Consider the following 18498-nt stretch of genomic DNA (forward strand, 5'->3'; position numbering starts at 1 on the left):
GGAGGCCCGGGCAGGGCCCGGGAGCGGGGGCCGCAGGCCCGGCCCTCCGTAGGGCGGCCTCCCCGCCGCCCCGCGCCCTTACCCCTCCCTGGCCGCCTTCAGCGCCGCGACGACCCCCTCGCCGTACGTCGCTCGCTTCTTCTCGCCCACGCCGCTCACCCCGGTCAGCTCCTCGACCGAGTCGGGGCGGGCCGCGACGATGGCGCGCAGGGTCGCGTCCGTGAAGACGATGTAGGCCGGGACGGCCTGTTCGCGGGCCTGTTCGGCGCGCCAGGCGCGCAGCGCCTCGAAGAGGGGGATGTCGGCCTCGGGGAGGTCCACGGGTGGCTTCTTCGCGCCGCCGCGGCCCGAGGAGCCCGAGCCCCCGGAGGCCCGCGGCGCCTTCTTCGGCTCCTTGCGCAGCATCACCTGCCGCTCGCCGCGCAGCACCGCGCCCGCCTCCTCCGTGACGGAGAGGGTGTTGTACTCGCCGCCCACCTCCAGGAGCCGCTGGGCGAGCAACTGGCGGATGACGCCCCGCCATTCGGTCTCGCTCAGGTCCTCGCCGACGCCGAAGACGGAGAGCTGGTCGTGGTCGAAGCGGATGACCTTCGCGGTGCGCCTGCCGAGCAGGATGTCGATGATCTGGCCCGTGCCGAAGCTCTGCCCGCGCTCGCGGCGCAGGCGGATCACGGTCGAGAGGGCCTTCTGCGCGGGCACGGTGCCGTCGAAGGCGTCGGGGCTGCCGTGCAGGCAGTTGTCGCAGTTCCCGCACTTCTCGCCGGTCTGCTCCTGGCCGAAGTAGGCGAGGAGCTGGGCGCGCCGGCAGTCCACCGTCTCGCAGAGCGCGAGCATCGCGTCGAGGTGCGCGCCCGCGCGGCGGCGGAACGCCTCGTCGCCCTCGCCGCCCTGGAGCATCTTGCGCTGCTGCACGACGTCCTGGATGCCGTAGGCGAGCCACGCCGTCGAGGGCAGCCCGTCGCGGCCCGCGCGGCCCGTCTCCTGGTAGTAGCCCTCGACCGACTTCGGCAGGTCCAGGTGGGCCACGAAGCGGACGTCGGGCTTGTCGATGCCCATGCCGAAGGCGATCGTCGCGACGACGACGAGCCCGTCCTCGCGCAGGAAGCGGGACTGGTGCAGCGCGCGCGTCCGCCCGTCGAGCCCCGCGTGGTACGGGACGGCCTTGACGCCGTTGTCGTTCAGGAAGGCCGCGACGCGCTCGACGCTGTTGCGCGAGAGGCAGTAGACGATGCCCGCGTCCCCCGGGTGCTCCTCGGTGAGGAAGCGGAGAAGCTGGCGGTTCGGGTTGTCCTTCGCCACGATCCGGTACTGGATGTTGGGGCGGTCGAAGCTCGCCTCGAAGTGCTTGGCCCGCTCCATGCCGAGCCGCTCGGTGATCTCCTTGTGCGTCGCCCGCGTCGCCGTCGCCGTCAGCGCGATGCGCGGCACGTCCGGCCAGCGCTCGCCGAGCAGCGACAGGTTCAGGTAGTCGGGGCGGAAGTCGTGGCCCCACTGGGCGACGCAGTGCGCCTCGTCGATGGCGAAGAGGGAGACCGTGCCGCGCGCGAGGAGGTCCACGGTCGCGGCGAGGCGCAGGCGCTCCGGGGCCAGGTAGAGGAGGTCCAGCTCGCCCGCGAGAAACTCCGCCTCCACGGTGCGGCGCTCGTCGAGGTCGAGCGTGGAGTTGATGAAGCCCGCGCGGACGCCGAGCGCGCGCAGGGCGTCCACCTGGTCCTGCATGAGCGCGATGAGCGGGGAGACCACGACGCCGGTGCCGGGGCGGGCGAGGGCGGGGATCTGGTAGCAGAGCGACTTGCCGCCGCCGGTCGGCATGAGGACGACCGCGTCGCCGCCGGAGACGACCTGCTCGATGATCGCCTGCTGCTCGCCGCGGAAGGAGTCGTACCCGAAGACGCGCTTGAGGATCTCGGCGGGCTCCCCCTGCGCCTCCCGCGCGGCCCCGGAGGCGGCACCGGGGGCCGGCGTCGCGTCCTCCTCGAAGCTCTCCGGGGCGTTGTCCCAGCCGCCCCAGAGGTCGGGGTCGTCGAAGGCGGTACCGCTCTCGGTCACACCGCTCGCCTCGTCCATCTCTCACGTCCCGCTCGTCCGCTCGTTCCTGTCCCGGCCACCATAGGCATAAGGGCGGACAGGTCGCGGAGGGTTGTCCACAGGCGACCGTCCGCAGTAGGACGGTATGCCTCAGCCCCTCCGGGCCCGGGCTTCGTCAGCCCCTCCGGGACCCCGGACGAAGGCGGGGAGAGAGCGGGGTGCGAGGCGGAGCCCCGCGAAGAGGAGCCCGGACCGAGCCCCACGACCACGGGGCCCACCGCTGAGCCCCACGCCAACGGGGCCCGGGGCTGAGCCCCGGGCCCCGCACGGCGGCGCGGCGTCAGCGCACGAACACCCCCGCCGACCCCGCCAGGTCGAGGAAGTACTGCGGCGCCACACCGAGCACCACCGTCACCGCGACCCCCAGCGCGATCGCCGTCGTCGTCAGCACCGAGGGCACCGCGACCGCGGGGCCGTCCGGCTTCGGCTCGCTGAAGAACATCAGCACGATGACGCGGATGTAGAAGAAGGCCGCGATCGCCGAGGAGAGCACACCGACGATCACCAGCGGGATCGCACCGCCCTCGGCCGCCGCCTTGAACACCGCGAACTTGCCCGCGAAACCGCTGGTCAGCGGGATGCCCGCGAAGGCCAGCAGGAAGACCCCGAAGACGGCCGCCACGAGCGGGGACCGGCGGCCGAGCCCCGCCCACTTCGACAGGTGCGTGGCCTCGCCCCCCGCGTCCCGTACCAGCGTGACCACCGCGAAGGCGCCGATCGTCACGAAGGAGTAGCCGCCCAGGTAGAAGAGGACGGAGGAGACGCCGTCGGGGTTCGTCGCGATGACGCCCGCGAGGATGAACCCGGCGTGCGCGATGGAGGAGTACGCGAGCAGCCGCTTGATGTCGGTCTGCGTGATCGCGATGATCGCGCCGCCCAGCATGGTCACGATCGCCACGCCCCACATCACCGGGCGCCAGTCCCAGCGCAGCCCCGGCAGGACCACGTACAGGAGCCGCAGCAGGGCCCCGAAGGCCGCGACCTTCGTGGCCGCCGCCATGAACCCGGTGACCGGGGTCGGGGCGCCCTGGTAGACGTCCGGGGTCCACATGTGGAAGGGGACGGCGCCGACCTTGAAGAGCAGGCCCATCACGAGAAGCGCGCCGCCGATGAGGAGCAGCGCGTCGTTGCCCATCGTGTCGGCGAGCGCCGGGTTGATGGAAGTGAGGTCGCCCTCGACGACGCGCGCGATGACCCCGTACGACATCGAGCCCGCGTACCCGTACACGAGCGCGATGCCGAAGAGGAGGAACGCGGAGGAGAAGGCGCCGAGGAGGAAGTACTTGACCGCCGCCTCCTGCGAGAGCAGCCGCTTGCGGCGCGCGAGGGCGCACAGCAGGTAGAGCGGCAGCGACAGGACCTCCAGGGCCACGAAGAGCGTCACGAGGTCGTTCGCGGCCGGGAAGACGAGCATCCCGGCGAGCGCGAAGAGGGAGAGCGGGAAGACCTCCGTCGTCGTGAACCCGGCCTTCACGGCGGCCTGTTCGGACTCCGATCCGGGCACGGCGGCGGGCTGGGCTGCGAAGGAGTCGACGGGCTTGCCGTGCGTCTCCGGGTCGAGCCGGTGCTCGGCGAAGGTGAAGACGGCGACGAGCCCGACGAGCAGGATCGTGCCCTGGAGGAAGAGCGCCGGCCCGTCGACGGCGAGCGCGCCCATCGCCGCGATGTGCGCCTTGGTCGTCCCGTACCCCTGCGTCGCGAGGACGACGACGGCGGCGAAGGCGGCCACCAACGCGACGACGGAGATGAGGAGTTGGGTCGTGCGGCGGGCGCGGCGCGGGACGAACGCCTCGGCGAGGATGCCGAGGACCGCCGCGCCGAGCACGATGAGCACGGGCGAGATCTGCGCGTACTCGATGTGCGGGGTGCTGATCTTCTCGATCGGTCCCGCCGCGCTCGTCCACGCTCCGGATGTCCACAGGCTGTGGACGGCCGTGGCTGTCATTTCCCTGCCTCCACGTGGGGTTGCGGGTCCTTCTCGTGTACGTCGGACATCGTCTGCTTGACCGCCGGGTCGATCACGTCGGTGACCGGCTTCGGGTAGACGCCGAGGACGACGAGCAACACGATCAGCGGTACGGCGACGACGAGTTCCCGCGCGCGCAGGTCGCCCATCGCGGAGACCTCGGGCTTCACCGGGCCCGTCATCGTGCGCTGGTAGAGCACGAGGACGTACAGCGCGGCGAGGACGATGCCGAGGGTGGCGACGATGCCGAGCGCCTTGTGGCGTTCGAAGGTGCCGACGAGGACGAGGAACTCGCTGACGAACGGCGCGAGTCCGGGCAGCGAGAGCGTCGCGAGCCCGCCGATGAGGAACGTCCCCGCCAGGACCGGCGCGACCTTCTGCACTCCCCCGTAGTCGGAGATGAGCCGCGAGCCGCGCCGCGAGATGAGGAACCCGGCGACGAGCATCAACGCGGCGGTCGAGATGCCGTGGTTGACCATGTAGAGCGTCGCGCCGGACTGGCCCTGCGAGGTCATCGCGAAGATGCCCAGGATGATGAAGCCGAAGTGCGACAACGAGGCGTACGCGATGAGGCGTTTGATGTCGCGCTGGCCGACCGCGAGCAGCGCCCCGTACAGGACGCTGATGACGGCCAGGACGAGGATCACGGGCGTCGCCCACTTGCTGGCCTCGGGGAAGAGCTGGAGGCAGAAGCGGAGCATCGCGAAGGTGCCGACCTTGTCGACCACGGCCGTGATGAGCACGGCGACCGGCGTCGACGCCTCGCCCATCGCGTTCGGCAGCCACGTGTGGACGGGCCACAGCGGGGCCTTGATCGCGAAGGCGAAGAAGAAGCCGAGGAAGAGCCACCGCTCCGTCGAGGTCGCCATCGAGAGCGAGCCGTCCGCGCGCGCGGCCAGGATCTCGGTGAGCGAGAACGTGTGCGTGACGGTGTAGAGGCCGATCACCGCGGCGAGCATGACGAGCCCGCCCGCGAGGTTGTACAGGAGGAACTTCACCGCCGCGTACGAGCGTTGGGTCGCCTCCTCCTGGGCGTCGCGACCGCTCGCCCGGTCCCCGAAGCCCCCGATGAGGAAGTACATCGGGATGAGCATCGCTTCGAAGAACAGGTAGAAGAGGAAGACGTCGGTGGCCTCGAAGGAGAGCACCACCATCGCCTCGACGAGGAGGATCAGCGCGAAGAAGCCCTGGGTGGGGCGCCAGCGGCGGCTGTCGGTCTCCAGGCCGTCCGGCTCGTGCCAGCCGGCGAGCATGACGAACGGGATGAGCAGCGCGGTGAGCGCGATCAGGACCGCGCCGATGCCGTCGACGCCGAGTTCGTAGCGGACCCCGAAGTCGGCGATCCAGCTGTGGGACTCGCCGAGCTGGTACCGGCCGCCATCGGGGTCGAAGCGGACGAGCACGGCGATCGCGAGGGCGAGCGTGGCGAGCGAGAAGGACAGCGCCAGCCATTTCGCCGCCGTGCGCCGGGCGGCCGGTACCGCGGCGGTGAGCACGGCGCCCACCGCGGGGACGGCGGCCGTCACGGTCAGCAGGGGGAAGGACATGTCACACCGCCCTCATGAGTAGGGTCGCGGCGATCAGCACCGCCGTACCTCCGAACATCGAGAACGCGTAACTGCGGACCTTGCCGTTCTGCACCCGGCGCAGCCTGCCCGAGAGCCCGCCGAAGGCGGCGGCCGTGCCGTTGACGACCCCGTCCACGAGGGAGTGGTCGACGTAGACGAGCGAGCGGGTGAGGTGCGCGCCGCCCGAGACGAGGACGACGTGGTTGAAGTCGTCCTGGAGCAGGTCGCGGCGGGCCGCGCGGGTGAGGAGCGAGCCGCGCGGCGCGGCGGCCGGGACCGGGCGCCTGCCGTACTGGAGCCAGGCGATGCCGACGCCGACGAGGAGCAGGACGATCGTGGCCACCGTGACGGTCGCCGCCGAGACGGGCGAGTCTCCGTGGCTGTGGTGCGTCACCGGCTCCAGCCAGTGCAGGAAGCGGTCCCCGACACCGAAGAGGCCGCCCGCGAAGACCGAGCCGAAGGCGAGGACGATCATCGGGATCGTCATGGACTTCGGGGACTCGTGCGGATGGGGCTCGTTGCCCTCCGCGTCCGGCTTCCAGCGCTTCTCGCCGAAGAAGGTCATGAGCATCACGCGCGTCATGTAGTACGCGGTGATCGCGGCGCCGAGCAGGGTCACGGCGCCGAGGATCCAGCCCTCGGTGCCGCCCTTCGCGAACGCCGCCTCGATGATCCGGTCCTTCGAGAAGAAGCCCGACAGTCCGGGGAAGCCGATGATCGCGAGGTAGCCGAGGCCGAACGTCACGAAGGTGACCGGCATCTTCCGCCAGAGGCCGCCGTAGTGGCGCATGTCGACCTCGTCGTTCATGCCGTGCATGACCGAACCGGCGCCGAGGAAGAGCCCGGCCTTGAAGAAGCCGTGCGTCACGAGGTGCATGATCGCGAAGACGTAGCCGATCGGGCCGAGCCCGGCGGCGAGGATCATGTACCCGATCTGCGACATCGTCGAGCCCGCGAGGGCCTTCTTGATGTCGTCCTTCGCGCAACCGACGATCGCCCCGAACAGGAGCGTGACGGCGCCGACGATCACGACGACGAGTTGCGCGTCCGGCGCCGCGTCGAAGATGTTCGCGGAGCGCACGATGAGGTACACGCCCGCGGTCACCATCGTCGCCGCGTGGATGAGCGCGGAGACCGGGGTCGGGCCCTCCATCGCGTCGCCCAGCCAGGACTGGAGCGGCACCTGGGCCGACTTGCCGCAGGCCGCGAGGAGCAGCATGAGCGCGATGCCGTTGAGCGTCGCCTGGCTCACCCCGGAGTCCCCGGCCTTCGAGAAGACCTGGTCGAAGGAGAAGCCGCCGAAGGTCGTGAACATCAGCATGATGGCGACCGAGAGGCCGACGTCGCCGACGCGGTTGACGAGGAACGCCTTCTTCGCCGCCGTGGCCGCGCTGGGCCGGTCCTGCCAGAAGCCGATGAGCAGGTACGAGGCGAGCCCGACCCCCTCCCAGCCCGCGTACAGCAGGAGGTAGTTGTCCGCGAGGACGAGCAGGAGCATCGCCGCGAGGAACAGGTTGAGGTAGCCGAAGAAGCGGCGGCGGCGCGGGTCGTGCGCCATGTAGCCGATCGAGTAGACGTGGATGAGCGTGCCCACGCCGGTGATCAGGAGCACGAAGGTCAGCGAGAGCTGGTCGAGGCCGAAGGCCACGTCCGCCTGGAACCGCTCCACCGGCACCCAGGAGAACAGGTGCTGGTGCAGGCCCCGTTCGTCGGCGCTCTTGCCGAGCATGTCGACGAAGAGGACGACGCCGATGACGAAGGAGGCGAGGGCCAGGGCGGTGCCGAGCAGGTGCCCGGCCCGGTCGAGGAGACGGCCGCCGCACAGCAGCACGACCGCTCCGAGCAAGGGCGCCGCGATGAGCAGCGCGATCAGGTTGTTCACTGTCAACGACCCCTCAGAGCTTCATCAGGTCGGCGTCGTCGACCGAGGCGGAGTGCCGGGCCCGGAAGACCGACACGATGATCGCGAGCCCCACCACGACCTCGGCGGCGGCGACGACCATCGTGAAGAACGCGATGATCTGCCCGTCGAGATTGCCGTGCATACGGGAGAAGACGACGAACGCCAGGTTGCACGCGTTGAGCATCAGCTCGACGCACATGAACACGACGATCGCGTTGCGGCGGATCAGGACGCCGGTGGCGCCGATGGTGAAGAGGATCGCCGCGAGATACAGGTAGTAGACCGGGTTCACTTCGACCTCTCCTCCTCACGCGTACCGGTACGGGCGCGGTCCGGGCCGCCGGTAGGCGCCGGGTCGCCCGTACCGGGCCCCCCCTCCGCTCCCCCGCGTCCCAGCCGCTCCGTCGAGCGCTGTTCCAGCGCCTTCAGGTCGGCCAGCGCCTCGCTCGACACGTCCCTGATCTGCCCGCGCTGGCGCAGCGTCGGGTTGACCGTCAGCTCGGAGGGGGTGCCGTCGGGCAGCAGCCCGGGGATGTCCACCGCGTTGTGCCTGGCGTAGACGCCGGGGGCCGGCAGCGGCGGGAGGTGCTTGCCCTCGCGGACCCGCTTCTCGGCCATCTCGCGCTGGTTGAGGGCGCGTTCGGTGCGCTCGCGGTGCGTGAGCACCATCGCCCCGACCGTCGCGGTGATGAGCAGCGCGCCGGTGATCTCGAAGGCGAAGACGTACGTCGTGAAGATGTCCCGCGCGAGTCCCTGCACGTTCCCGCCGGCGTTGGCCCGGCCAGTGCCCTGGAACTGGCTGACCGAGGCGTTGCCGATGCCGCCGACGAGGAGCGCGCCGAAGCCGAGGAAGCACAGCACGGCGAGCCAGCGCTGTCCCTTGATCGTCTCCTTGAGGGAGTCGGCGGCCGTGACGCCGACGAGCATCACGACGAAGAGGAAGAGCATCATGACGGCGCCGGTGTAGACGACGATCTGCACGATGCCGAGGAAGTACGCGCCGTTGGCGAGGTAGAAGACCGCGAGGACGATCATCGTGCCCGCGAGGCACAGCGCGCTGTGCACGGCCTTCGGCATGAGCACCGTGCACAGGGCGCTGATCACGGCGACGACGCCGAGGACCCAGAACTGGACGGCCTCGCCCGTGGAGGTGTGGTACGCGGCGAGCGTGTCCCACTGCCCGCTCGCCACCAGGTGGTCGATCGCGCTCATTCGGCCGCCCCCCGGTCCATCGGGGTCGCCTCGTGCGGGGCGCCCGAGGAGACGGCCGCCGCCGTGTGCTCGACGGTGACCGGCTCCTCGTCGGTCTTCTCGCCCTTGGAGGTGGCGACCTGGCGCACGGTCCCGGGCGCGGCCTCGGTGACGAGCCCCCGGTAGTAGTCGCCCTCGTCCATGCCGGGGAAGATCGCGTGCGGCGAGTCGACCATGCCCTCGGTGAGCCCGGCGAGCAACTGGTCCTTCGTGTAGATCAGGTTCTCGCGCGTGGAGTCGGCGAGTTCGAACTCGCTCGTCATCGTGAGCGCCCGTGTCGGGCACGCCTCGATGCACAGGCCGCACAAAATGCAGCGCGCGTAGTTGATCTGGTAGACGCGGCCGTAGCGCTCGCCCGGCGAGTACCGCTCCTGCTCGGTGTTGTCGGCGCCCTCGACGTAGATCGCGTCGGCGGGACAGGCCCAGGCGCACAGCTCGCAGCCGACGCACTTCTCCAGGCCATCCGGGTGCCGGTTGAGCTGGTGCCTGCCGTGGAAACGGGGGGCCGTGACCTTGGGCTGCTCCGGGTACTGCTCGGTGAGCCGCTTCTTGAACATGGCCTTGAAGGTCACGCCGAAGCCGGCCACCGGGTTCTGGAAGCCCGGGGCGACGGGGTGCTCGCCGCCTGCCGGTGCCTCGCTCCGTGCGGGCTCCGCGCCCGCGCGGGGGGCGAGTTCGCCGTCCCCGCCGCGTGGGAGCCGCTTCTTTCGCTCAGCCATCGGACTCCTCCTTTCCTTCGCCGTCCGTCCGCTGTCCGCCACTGCCGACCAGCTCCCGCTCCCCGCGCGGCCTGCGGCGCGGTACCGGGGGCAGGGTCTGCCCCGGCAGCGGGGGTACGGGGTAGCCGCCGGCCATCGGGTCGAAGGCGGCCCCGTCGGGTTCGGCCGGTTCGGGTTCGGGGGGTGGCGCGCCCCGGTCCCGGTACATGTCCACGAGGAAGGTCACGAGCAGGATCACGACGACGGCGGCCACGACCCACAGGAGGATCTGCGCGTAGTCGTAGTTCTCGTTGCGCAGGACCCGCACGGTGGCGACGAGCATGAGCCACACGACCGAGACGGGGATGAGCACCTTCCAGCCGAGCTTCATCAGCTGGTCGTACCTGACACGGGGCAGGGAGCCGCGCAGCCAGATGAAGAAGAACAACAGGAGTTGCACCTTCACGACGAGCCACAGGAGCGGCCACCAGCCGTGGTTGGCGCCCTCCCAGAAGGTGCTGACCGGCCAGGGGGCCCGCCAGCCGCCGAGGAAGAGCGTCGCGGCGACCGAGGAGACCGTCACCATGTTCACGTACTCGGCGAGCATGAACATCGCGAACTTGATGGACGAGTACTCGGTGTTGAAGCCGCCGACGAGGTCGCCCTCGGACTCCGGCATGTCGAAGGGCGCGCGGTTCGTCTCGCCGACCATCGTCACGATGTAGAGGAGGAACGAGACGGGCAGCAGCACGACGTACCAGCGGTCGTTCTGCGCGTCCACGATCGCGGACGTCGACATCGACCCGGAGTAGAGGAACACCGAGGCGAAGGCGGCGCCCATCGCGATCTCGTACGAGATCATCTGCGCGCAGGAGCGCAGCCCGCCGAGCAGCGGGTACGTGGAGCCGGACGACCAGCCCGCGAGGACGATGCCGTAGATGCCGACCGAGGCCGTCGCGAGGATGTAGAGCATCGCGATCGGGAGGTCGGTGAGCTGCATCGCGGTGCGGTGGCCGAAGACCGAGATCTCGTTGCCCGCCGGGCCGAAGGGGATGACCGCGATCGCCATGAAGGCGGGGATCGCGGCGACGACCGGGGCGAGGACGTAGACCGCCTTGTCGGCCCGCTTGACGAGCAGGTCCTCCTTCAGCATGAGCTTCACGCCGTCCGCGAGGGACTGGAGCATCCCCCAGGGGCCCGTGCGGTTCGGGCCGATGCGCAACTGCATCCAGCCGACGACTTTCCGCTCCCAGACGATCGCGAAGAGCACCGAGATCATCAGGAAGGCGAAGCAGAAGACCGCCTTGACGACCACGAGCCACCACGGGTCGGTCCCGAAGAGGCTGAGGTCCTCGGCGGCGAGCGGGGTGAGCGGTACGGAGCCCGCCGCCCCGAGCGCGGCACTCATGCCGCCACCCCCTCGTCGGCTCGCGGTACCACGGGCACCTGACTCACGCGCGTACCTCCGGTGTGCTGACAGTTCACGAAGCGGCCGGTCACGAGGTGGCCTCCGGCTCCGGCACGGGCCGTGCGGGCCCGATCCGTACGAGGGAGCCGACCGCGGCACCCGTGTCGGCCGCCACGCCCTCGCCCACTGAGTTGAGCGGCAGCCACACCACCCGGTCGGGCATCCCCGAGGTCACGACGAGCGGCAGCGCGGTCGTGCCCGCGGGCCCCGAGACCTCCAGGACCTCGCCCTCGGCGACGCCCGCCTCGGCCGCGGTCGCGGCCGAGAGCCTGGCGACGGCGGCGTGCCGCGTCGCGGCGAGCGCCTGGTCGCCCTCCTGGAGCCGCCCCCGGTCCAGGAGGAGCCGGTGCCCGGCGAGCACGGCCTCTCCCGCCGCGGGGCGCGGCTGGGGCACGGGGGTGCCGGTGGGCCGGGCGTCGAAGCGGGCCCTGGCCGGGATCTCGGCGGAGCCGAACGCGTCGAGTTCGCGGCGCGCGGCGGCGAGGTCCGGCAGGCCGAGGTGGACGTCCATGGCGTCCGCGATCATCTGCAGGACGCGCGCGTCGGTCGGGGCGAGGCGCCTGGTCATCTGGTCGGGCTTGAGCGCGGCCTCGAACATCCGCGCCCTGCCCTCCCAGTTGAGGAAGGTGCCCGCCTTCTCGGCGACGGCGGCGACGGGGAGCACGACGTCGGCGCGCCGCGTCACGTCGCCGGGGCGCTGCTCCAGGCTCACGAGGAAGTCCACGCGGTCGAGCGCTTCGACGGCCACCGCGGGCTCGGGCAGGTCGCCCGGTTCGACGCCCGCGACGAGCAGGGCGCCGATCTCGCCGTCCCTGGCCGCGCGCAGGATCTGCGCGGTGTCGCGCCCGTACCGCGTGGGCAGTTCGGCGAGCCCCCAGGCGCGGGCGACCTCGGCGCGGGCGCGCGGGTCGGTCGCGGGGCGCCCGCCCGGCAGGAGCGAGGGCAGCGCCCCGGCCTCCAGGGCGCCGCGCTCCCCGGCCCTGCGCGGAATCCACACGAGGTCGGCGCCGGTCGCCGCCGCGGTCCGTACGGCGGCGGTCAGCGCGCCGGGCACGGTCGCGAGGCGCTCGCCGACGACGATCACGGAGCCTTCGGCGCGCAGCGCGTCGAGCGCCTCGCGGCCGAGGTCCTCCAGGCCGACGCCGCCCGCGAGCGCGTCGAGCCACTCGGTCTCGGTGCCCGGCGCGGCGGGGAGGAGCGTGCCGCCCGCCTTCGTGAGGCCGCGCGTGGCGTGCGTGGCGAGCGAGAAGACGCGCTGGCCGTGCTTGCGCCACGCCTTGCGGAGCCGCAGGAAGACCCCCGCGGCCTCCTCCTCGGCCTCGATCCCGGCGAGCAGCACGGTGGGCGCCTCTTCGAGGAGGCGGTACGTCACACCCGTACCGTCGAGATCGACACCGCGCCCCGCGACGTGCGCGGCGAGGAAGTCGGCCTCCTCCGCGCTGTGCGCGCGGGCGCGGAAGTCGATGTCGTTCGTGCCGAGCGCGACGCGCGCGAACTTGCTGTAGGCGTACGCGTCCTCGACGGTGAGCCGGCCCCCGGTGAGGACCCCGGCCCGCCCCCGCGCGCCCGCGAGCCCGGCGGCGGCGGCCTCCAGCGCCTCCGGCCAGGAGACGACGCGCAGTTCACCGCTCTCCGCGTCGCGCACGAGCGGGTGGGTGAGGCGGTCGGTCTGCTGCGCGTACCGGAAGCCGAAGCGGCCCTTGTCGCACAGCCATTCCTCGTTGACCTCCGGGTCGTTCGCCGCGAGCCGCCGCATGACCTTGCCGCGGCGGTGGTCCGTACGGGTCGCGCAGCCGCCCGCGCAGTGCTCGCACACGCTCGGGCTGGAGGTGAGGTCGAAGGGCCGGGAGCGGAAGCGGTAGGCGGCCGAGGTGAGCGCGCCGACCGGGCAGATCTGGATCGTGTTGCCCGAGAAGTACGACTCGAAGGGATCGCCCTCGCCGGTGCCGACCTGCTGGAGCGCGCCGCGCTCGATCAGCTCGATCATCGGGTCCCCGGCGATCTGGTTCGAGAAGCGCGTGCACCGCGCGCACAGCACGCACCGCTCGCGGTCCAGGAGGACCTGCGCGGAGATCGGCACGGGCTTCTCGTACGTGCGCTTCCTGCCCTCGAAGCGGGATTCCGCGTTGCCGTGCGAGAGCGCCTGGTTCTGCAGCGGGCACTCGCCGCCCTTGTCGCACACGGGGCAGTCGAGGGGGTGGTTGATCAGGAGCAGTTCCATCACGCCGTGCTGCGCCTTGGTGGCGACGGGCGAGGTGAGCTGCGTCTTGACGACCATGCCCTCGGTGCACGTGATGGTGCACGAGGCCATCGGCTTGCGCTGGCCCTCGACCTCGACGATGCACTGGCGGCAGGCCCCGGCGGGGTCGAGCAGCGGGTGGTCGCAGAAGCGGGGGATCTCGATGCCGAGTTCCTCGGCGGCGCGGATCACGAGGGTGCCCTTGGGCACGGAGATCTCGGCGCCGTCGATGGTCAGGGTGACCAGGTCCTCGGGCGGGGGCGCGGCGGGGGCGCCCGAAGCGGGCGCGCCTGTCGTCACGGTCATGCGGTCACCTCCTGGTGCGTGTCACGCTTGTCCGCCCAGAGCGTGGACTTGGCGGGATCGAAGGGGCAGCCCTTGCCGTCGAGGTGGGCCTCGTACTCCTCGCGGAAGTACTTGAGCGAGGACGCGATCGGCGAGGCGGCGCCGTCGCCGAGGGCGCAGAACGACTTGCCGTTGATGTTGTCGGCGATGTCGAGGAGCTTGTCGAGGTCGTCGGCACGCCCCTTGCCCGCCTCGATGTCGCGGAGCAACTGCACGAGCCAGTACGTGCCTTCGCGGCAGGGCGTGCACTTGCCGCAGGACTCGTGCGCGTAGAACTCGGTCCAGCGCGTCACGGCGCGGACGACGCACGTCGTCTCGTCGAAGCACTGGAGCGCCTTGGTGCCGAGCATGGACCCGGCGGCGCCGACGCCCTCGTAGTCGAGGGGCACGTCGAGGTGTTCCTCGGTGAACATCGGCGTCGAACTGCCGCCCGGGGTCCAGAACTTGAGCCGGTGCCCGGGGCGCATCCCGCCGCTGAGGTCGAGCAGTTGGCGCAGCGTGATGCCGAGCGGCGCCTCGTACTGGCCGGGGCTCGCGACGTGTCCGCTGAGCGAGTACAGCGTGAAGCCGGGGGACTTCTCGCTGCCCATCGAGCGGAACCACTCCTTGCCCCGGTTGAGGATCGCGGGAACCGAGGCGATGGACTCGACGTTGTTCACGACAGTGGGGCAGGCGTACAGGCCCTCGACGGCCGGGAAGGGCGGCCGGAGCCTGGGCTGTCCGCGCCTGCCTTCCAGGGAGTCGAGCAGCGCGGTCTCCTCGCCGCAGATGTACGCGCCCGCGCCCGCGTGCACGGTCAGGTCGAGGTCGATCCCGCTGCCGAGGATGTTCTCGCCAAGGTAGCCGGCCTCGTACGCCTCGCGCACGGCCTCGTGCAACCGCCGCAGCACGGGCACGACTTCACCGCGGAGGTAGATGAAGGCGTGCGAGGAGCGGATGGCGTAGCACGCGATGACGATGCCCTCGATCAGGGCGTGCGGATTGGCGAAGAGGAGCGGGATGTCCTTGCACGTCCCGGGCTCCGACTCGTCCGCGTTGACGACGAGGTAGTGCGGCTTGCCGTCGCCCTGCGGGATGAACTGCCACTTCATCCCGGTCGGGAACCCGGCGCCGCCCCTGCCCCGCAGGCCCGCGTCCTTGACATAGGCGATGAGGTCGTCCGGGCTCATGGCGAGCGCCTTCTTGAGCCCCTCGTACCCGTCGTCGCAGCGGCGGTACGTGTCGAGCGTCCACGACTCGGGCTGGTCCCAGGAGGCGGAGAGGACGGGCACGAGGAAGTCGCCGGGGGCGACACCCCCCTCGTTCCCCGCCTCGCCCGCGTTGTCCGCGTTGTCCGCGTCTTCGGCTGCCACGGTCATCACTCCCCCTCCTCCGCGGTGGGTCCCGCCGGGTGGGCGGGATCGGACGCCGAGGTCTCCTGCGGCGCGTCGTGCGAACTCGGGTGGCCGGCCGGCGGCTGCTCCGCCGGGGTCCGCGGGGCGGCCTCCTCCTGCTGCCGGGTGCTCACCGGGCGCGGGTGGACGACGCGCGGGTGCGGGTTCTCGCCCTTCGCGTACCGCAGCCCGACGAGCGAGGCGGGCCCGGCGCCGCCGCTCGCGGCGACCGCTCCCTCGCGCTGGTCGGGGAAGCCCGCGAGGATGCGCGCGGTCTCCTTGAAGGTGCACAGCGGCGCGCCGCGGGTCGGCTCGACCTCGCGCCCGGCGCGCAGGTCGTCGACGAGCCGGACGGCGGACTCGGGGGTCTGGTTGTCGAAGAACTCCCAGTTCACCATCACGACGGGCGCGAAGTCGCAGGCCGCGTTGCACTCGATGTGCTCCAGCGTGACCTTGCCGTCCTCGGTCGTCTCGTCGTTGCCGACGGCCAGGTGCTCCTGGAGCGTCTCGAAGATCGCGTCGCCGCCCATCACCGCGCACAGCGTGTTGGTGCAGACCCCGACCTGGTAGTCGCCGGAGGGCTTGCGCCGGTACATCGTGTAGAAGGTCGCGACGGCGTTCACCTCGGCGGTGGTGAGCCCCAGTTGCCGCGCGCAGAAGGCCATGCCGGTCCGCGTGACGTGCCCCTCCTCGGACTGCACGAGGTGGAGCAGCGGCAGCAGCGCCGAACGGGCCCCCGGGTAGCGGGAGATGATCTCGGCCGCGTCCGCCTCCAGGCGCGCGCGGACCTCGGGCGGGTAGTCGGGCGCGGGGAGCTGCGGCATCCCCAGACTGACGTCGGTCACCGGTCGACTCCTCCCATCACGGGGTCGATGGAGGCGACGGCCACGATGACGTCGGCGACCTGGCCGCCCTCGCACATCGCTGCCATGGCCTGAAGGTTGGTGAAGGACGGGTCGCGGAAGTGGACCCGGAAGGGGCGGGTGCCGCCGTCCGACACGACGTGCGCGCCGAGTTCGCCCTTCGCGGACTCGACGGCCGCGTAAGCCTGTCCGGGCGGGACCCTGAAGCCCTCGGTGACGAGCTTGAAGTGGTGGATCAGGGCCTCCATCGAGGTGCCCATGATCTTCCTGATGTGGTCGAGCGAGTTGCCGATCCCGTCGGGTCCCTGGGCGAGCTGGGCGGGCCAGGCGATCTTCTTGTCCGCGACCATGACGGGGCCGGGCTCGCGCAGCCGCTCCGCGCACTGCTCGATGACGCGCAGCGATTCGCGCATCTCGGCCATGCGGATGAGGAAGCGCCCGTAGGAGTCGCAGCCGTCGTCGGTCGGGATGTCGAAGTCGTACGTCTCGTAGCCGCAGTACGGCTGCGCCTTGCGCAGGTCGTGCGGGAGCCCGGCCGAGCGCAGAATGGGCCCGGTCGCGCCGAGCGCCATGCAGCCGGTGAGGTCGAGGTGGCCGACGTCCTTCATGCGGGCGCGGAAGATCGGGTTGCCCGTGGCGAGCTTGTCGTACTCGGTGAGGTTGTGCCGCATCGTCTTCACGAACTCGGCGAGCGCGTCGAGCGAACCGGGCGGGAGGTCCTGCGCGAGCCCGCCGGGCCGGATGAACGCGTGGTTCATGCGCAGCCCGGTGAACAGCTCGAACAGGTCGAGGCAGAGTTCGCGGTCGCGGAAGCCGTAGATCATGATCGTCGTGGAACCCAGCTCCATGCCGCCCGTCGCGATGGCGACGAGGTGCGAGGAGATGCGGTTGAGCTCCATGAGCAGGACGCGGACGATGTTCGCGCGGTCCGGCACGTCGTTCTCGATGCCGAGCAGGCGCTCGACGCCGAGGCAGTACGCGGTCTCGTTGAAGAACGGTGTGAGGTAGTCCATCCGCGTCACGAACGTCGTGCCCTGGGTCCAGGTGCGGAACTCCAGGTTCTTCTCGATGCCCGTGTGCAGGTAGCCGATGCCGCAGCGGGCCTCGGTGACGGTCTCGCCGTCGATCTCCAGGATGAGCCGCAGCACCCCGTGCGTGGAGGGGTGCTGGGGGCCCATGTTGACGATGATGCGCTCGTCGTCGGCCTTGGCCGCGGCCTCGACGACCTCGTCCCAGTCGCCTCCGGTGACGGTGTAGACCGTGCCCTCGGTGGTCCTGCGGGACCCCGGCGTGGTGGTGCTGCTCATGTGTACGACCTCCGCTGGTCGGGAGCCGGGATCTGGGCGCCCTTGTACTCCACGGGGATGCCGCCCAGGGGGTAGTCCTTGCGCTGCGGGAAGCCCTGCCAGTCGTCGGGCATCATGATCCGCGTGAGGGCCGGGTGGCCGTCGAAGATCAGCCCGAAGAAGTCGTAGGTCTCGCGCTCGTGCCAGTCGTTGGTCGGGTAGAGCGCGACGAGCGAGGGCAGGTGCCGGTCCGCGTCGGGCACGCTCACTTCAAGGCGGATGAGCCGGTTGTGGGTGATCGAGCGCAGGTGGTAGACGGCGTGCAGCTCCCGTCCCTTGTCGCCCGGGTAGTGCACCCCGCTCACGCCCGTGCACAGCTCGAAGCGCAGCGCCGGGTCGTCGCGCAGCGTCCGGGCGACCTGCACGAGGTGCTCGCGCGCGACGTGGAAGGTCAGCTCGCCGCGGTCGACGACCGTCTTCCACAGCGCGTTCTCGGGGACCAGGCCCTGTTCCTCCAGGGCTCCTTCCAACTCGTCGGCGACCTCGTCGAACCAGCCGCCGTACGGGCGGTTCGACGCTCCCGGCAGCCGGACGGTCCGTACGAGCCCGTCGTAGCCGCTCGTGTCACCGCCCGGCGAGCCGCCGAACATCCCCCGGCGGACCGCGATGACCTCGTCGGCCCGCACGCGGGGGGCGGGCAACTGCCCCTCGGCGCCCGGACTGTCGGGCCCGGCCCCGGCCGGTACGTCCCCGGGGGCGGGGGCGCTCGCGGGGGCCGGGCCGGCGGGGGCGGGGCTCGCTCCCGTACCGGCGTCCTCGGGCGGGCGCTCGCCGCGCGGCTCGTCCTCGGGCGTACGGTCGCTCATCGCAGCAGCCCCTTCATCTCGATGAGGGGCAGCGCCTTGAGCGCGGCCTCCTCGGCCTCGCGGGCCGCTTCTTCCGCGTTCACGCCGAGCTTGGTGCCCTGCACCTTCTGGTGCAGCTTGAGGATCGCGTCGATCAGCATCTCGGGGCGGGGCGGGCAGCCGGGCAGGTAGATGTCAACCGGAACGACGTGGTCCACGCCCTGCACGATCGCGTAGTTGTTGAACATGCCGCCCGAGGAGGCGCACACGCCCATGGAGATGACCCACTTGGGGTTCGGCATCTGGTCGTAGACCTGCCGCAGGACGGGCGCCATCTTCTGGCTCACCCGGCCCGCGACGATCATCAGGTCCGCCTGCCGGGGCGAGCCCCGGAAGACCTCCATGCCGAAGCGCGCGAGGTCGTAGCGGCCCGCGCCCGTCGTCATCATCTCGATGGCGCAGCACGCGAGCCCGAACGTCGCGGGGAACATGGACGACTTGCGCACCCAGCCCGCGGCCTGTTCGACGGTGGTGAGCAGAAAACCGCTCGGAAGTTTCTCTTCGAGTCCCATTGATGGCCCCTTAGACCGTGTCGTCCCCTGCGG

General features: G+C 71.2%; 14 protein-coding genes. All 14 read right to left on the reverse strand.

Annotated elements, in window-relative coordinates:
* Positions 1–78 precede the first annotated feature (78 nt).
* The 14 genes from recQ to IF99_RS0117490 all read right to left on the reverse strand — a co-directional run bounded on the left by recQ (position 79) and on the right by IF99_RS0117490 (position 18465).
* A complete protein-coding gene (recQ, locus tag IF99_RS0117425; RefSeq protein ID WP_030997443.1) occupies positions 79–2067 on the reverse strand; it encodes a DNA helicase RecQ in 1989 nt (662 codons plus the stop codon).
* Between the two features lie 301 nt (positions 2068–2368).
* The gene (gene nuoN, locus IF99_RS0117430; RefSeq protein WP_030997444.1) at positions 2369–4033 is read right to left on the reverse strand and encodes an NADH-quinone oxidoreductase subunit NuoN; all 1665 of its coding nucleotides are present in this window, start codon (positions 4031–4033) and stop codon (positions 2369–2371) included.
* Positions 4030–5601, reverse strand: coding sequence for an NADH-quinone oxidoreductase subunit M (locus tag IF99_RS0117435; RefSeq protein WP_030997445.1), 1572 nt, complete (start codon positions 5599–5601; stop codon positions 4030–4032). Before IF99_RS0117435 ends, nuoN begins: the two co-directional genes overlap by 4 nt.
* Before the next feature lies 1 nt (position 5602).
* Positions 5603–7504 (reverse strand): NADH-quinone oxidoreductase subunit L, encoded by a 1902-nt coding sequence (nuoL, locus tag IF99_RS0117440; RefSeq protein ID WP_030997446.1) that lies wholly within the window; start codon positions 7502–7504, stop codon positions 5603–5605.
* 13 nt (positions 7505–7517) lie between these two features.
* Positions 7518–7817, reverse strand: coding sequence for an NADH-quinone oxidoreductase subunit NuoK (gene nuoK, locus IF99_RS0117445; RefSeq protein ID WP_009068017.1), 300 nt, complete (start codon positions 7815–7817; stop codon positions 7518–7520).
* On the reverse strand, positions 7814–8737 hold the full coding sequence (locus tag IF99_RS0117450; RefSeq protein WP_051703540.1) for an NADH-quinone oxidoreductase subunit J: 924 nt from the start codon (positions 8735–8737) through the stop codon (positions 7814–7816). Before IF99_RS0117450 ends, nuoK begins: the two co-directional genes overlap by 4 nt.
* Positions 8734–9495 (reverse strand): NADH-quinone oxidoreductase subunit NuoI, encoded by a 762-nt coding sequence (gene nuoI, locus IF99_RS0117455; protein WP_078655134.1) that lies wholly within the window; start codon positions 9493–9495, stop codon positions 8734–8736. The genes IF99_RS0117450 and nuoI overlap by 4 nt, the downstream gene beginning before the upstream one ends.
* Complete coding sequence (gene nuoH / locus IF99_RS0117460; RefSeq protein WP_030997449.1) at positions 9488–10882, reverse strand: NADH-quinone oxidoreductase subunit NuoH; 1395 nt, start codon at positions 10880–10882, stop codon at positions 9488–9490. The genes nuoI and nuoH overlap by 8 nt, the downstream gene beginning before the upstream one ends.
* 88 nt (positions 10883–10970) lie before the next feature.
* Positions 10971–13487 carry an NADH-quinone oxidoreductase subunit G gene (locus IF99_RS0117465; protein WP_030997450.1) on the reverse strand — a complete coding sequence of 839 codons (2517 nt, stop codon included), beginning with the start codon at positions 13485–13487 and terminating at the stop codon, positions 10971–10973.
* Positions 13484–14884 (reverse strand): NADH-quinone oxidoreductase subunit NuoF, encoded by a 1401-nt coding sequence (gene nuoF / locus IF99_RS0117470; protein WP_030997451.1) that lies wholly within the window; start codon positions 14882–14884, stop codon positions 13484–13486. Before nuoF ends, IF99_RS0117465 begins: the two co-directional genes overlap by 4 nt.
* Positions 14884–15723 (reverse strand): NADH-quinone oxidoreductase subunit NuoE, encoded by an 840-nt coding sequence (gene nuoE / locus IF99_RS0117475; protein WP_078655137.1) that lies wholly within the window; start codon positions 15721–15723, stop codon positions 14884–14886. Before nuoE ends, nuoF begins: the two co-directional genes overlap by 1 nt.
* A 17-nt stretch (positions 15724–15740) precedes the next feature.
* Complete coding sequence (locus IF99_RS0117480; protein WP_030997453.1) at positions 15741–17069, reverse strand: NADH-quinone oxidoreductase subunit D; 1329 nt, start codon at positions 17067–17069, stop codon at positions 15741–15743.
* On the reverse strand, positions 17066–17698 hold the full coding sequence (locus tag IF99_RS0117485) for an NADH-quinone oxidoreductase subunit C (protein WP_234340731.1): 633 nt from the start codon (positions 17696–17698) through the stop codon (positions 17066–17068). Before IF99_RS0117485 ends, IF99_RS0117480 begins: the two co-directional genes overlap by 4 nt.
* A 212-nt stretch (positions 17699–17910) precedes the next feature.
* A complete protein-coding gene (locus IF99_RS0117490; protein ID WP_007823336.1) occupies positions 17911–18465 on the reverse strand; it encodes a NuoB/complex I 20 kDa subunit family protein in 555 nt (184 codons plus the stop codon).
* Positions 18466–18498: the final 33 nt, after the last annotated feature.

Source organism: Streptomyces sp. NRRL F-5630, from assembly GCF_000719475.1.
Lineage (GTDB): Bacteria > Actinomycetota > Actinomycetes > Streptomycetales > Streptomycetaceae > Streptomyces.

Coding starts and splice junctions, on each gene's coding strand:
- IF99_RS0117480 (WP_030997453.1), bottom strand. CDS start 17,069: ATGAGCAGCACCACCACGCCGGGGTCCCGCAGGACCACCGAGGGCACG.
- IF99_RS0117465 (WP_030997450.1), bottom strand. CDS start 13,487: ATGACCGTGACGACAGGCGCGCCCGCTTCGGGCGCCCCCGCCGCGCCC.
- nuoI (WP_078655134.1), bottom strand. CDS start 9,495: ATGGCTGAGCGAAAGAAGCGGCTCCCACGCGGCGGGGACGGCGAACTC.
- IF99_RS0117450 (WP_051703540.1), bottom strand. CDS start 8,737: ATGAGCGCGATCGACCACCTGGTGGCGAGCGGGCAGTGGGACACGCTC.
- IF99_RS0117435 (WP_030997445.1), bottom strand. CDS start 5,601: ATGTCCTTCCCCCTGCTGACCGTGACGGCCGCCGTCCCCGCGGTGGGC.
- IF99_RS0117490 (WP_007823336.1), bottom strand. CDS start 18,465: ATGGGACTCGAAGAGAAACTTCCGAGCGGTTTTCTGCTCACCACCGTC.
- nuoN (WP_030997444.1), bottom strand. CDS start 4,033: ATGACAGCCACGGCCGTCCACAGCCTGTGGACATCCGGAGCGTGGACG.
- nuoE (WP_078655137.1), bottom strand. CDS start 15,723: ATGCCGCAGCTCCCCGCGCCCGACTACCCGCCCGAGGTCCGCGCGCGC.
- nuoH (WP_030997449.1), bottom strand. CDS start 10,882: ATGAGTGCCGCGCTCGGGGCGGCGGGCTCCGTACCGCTCACCCCGCTC.
- IF99_RS0117485 (WP_234340731.1), bottom strand. CDS start 17,698: ATGTTCGGCGGCTCGCCGGGCGGTGACACGAGCGGCTACGACGGGCTC.
- recQ (WP_030997443.1), bottom strand. CDS start 2,067: ATGGACGAGGCGAGCGGTGTGACCGAGAGCGGTACCGCCTTCGACGAC.
- nuoF (WP_030997451.1), bottom strand. CDS start 14,884: ATGACCGTGGCAGCCGAAGACGCGGACAACGCGGACAACGCGGGCGAG.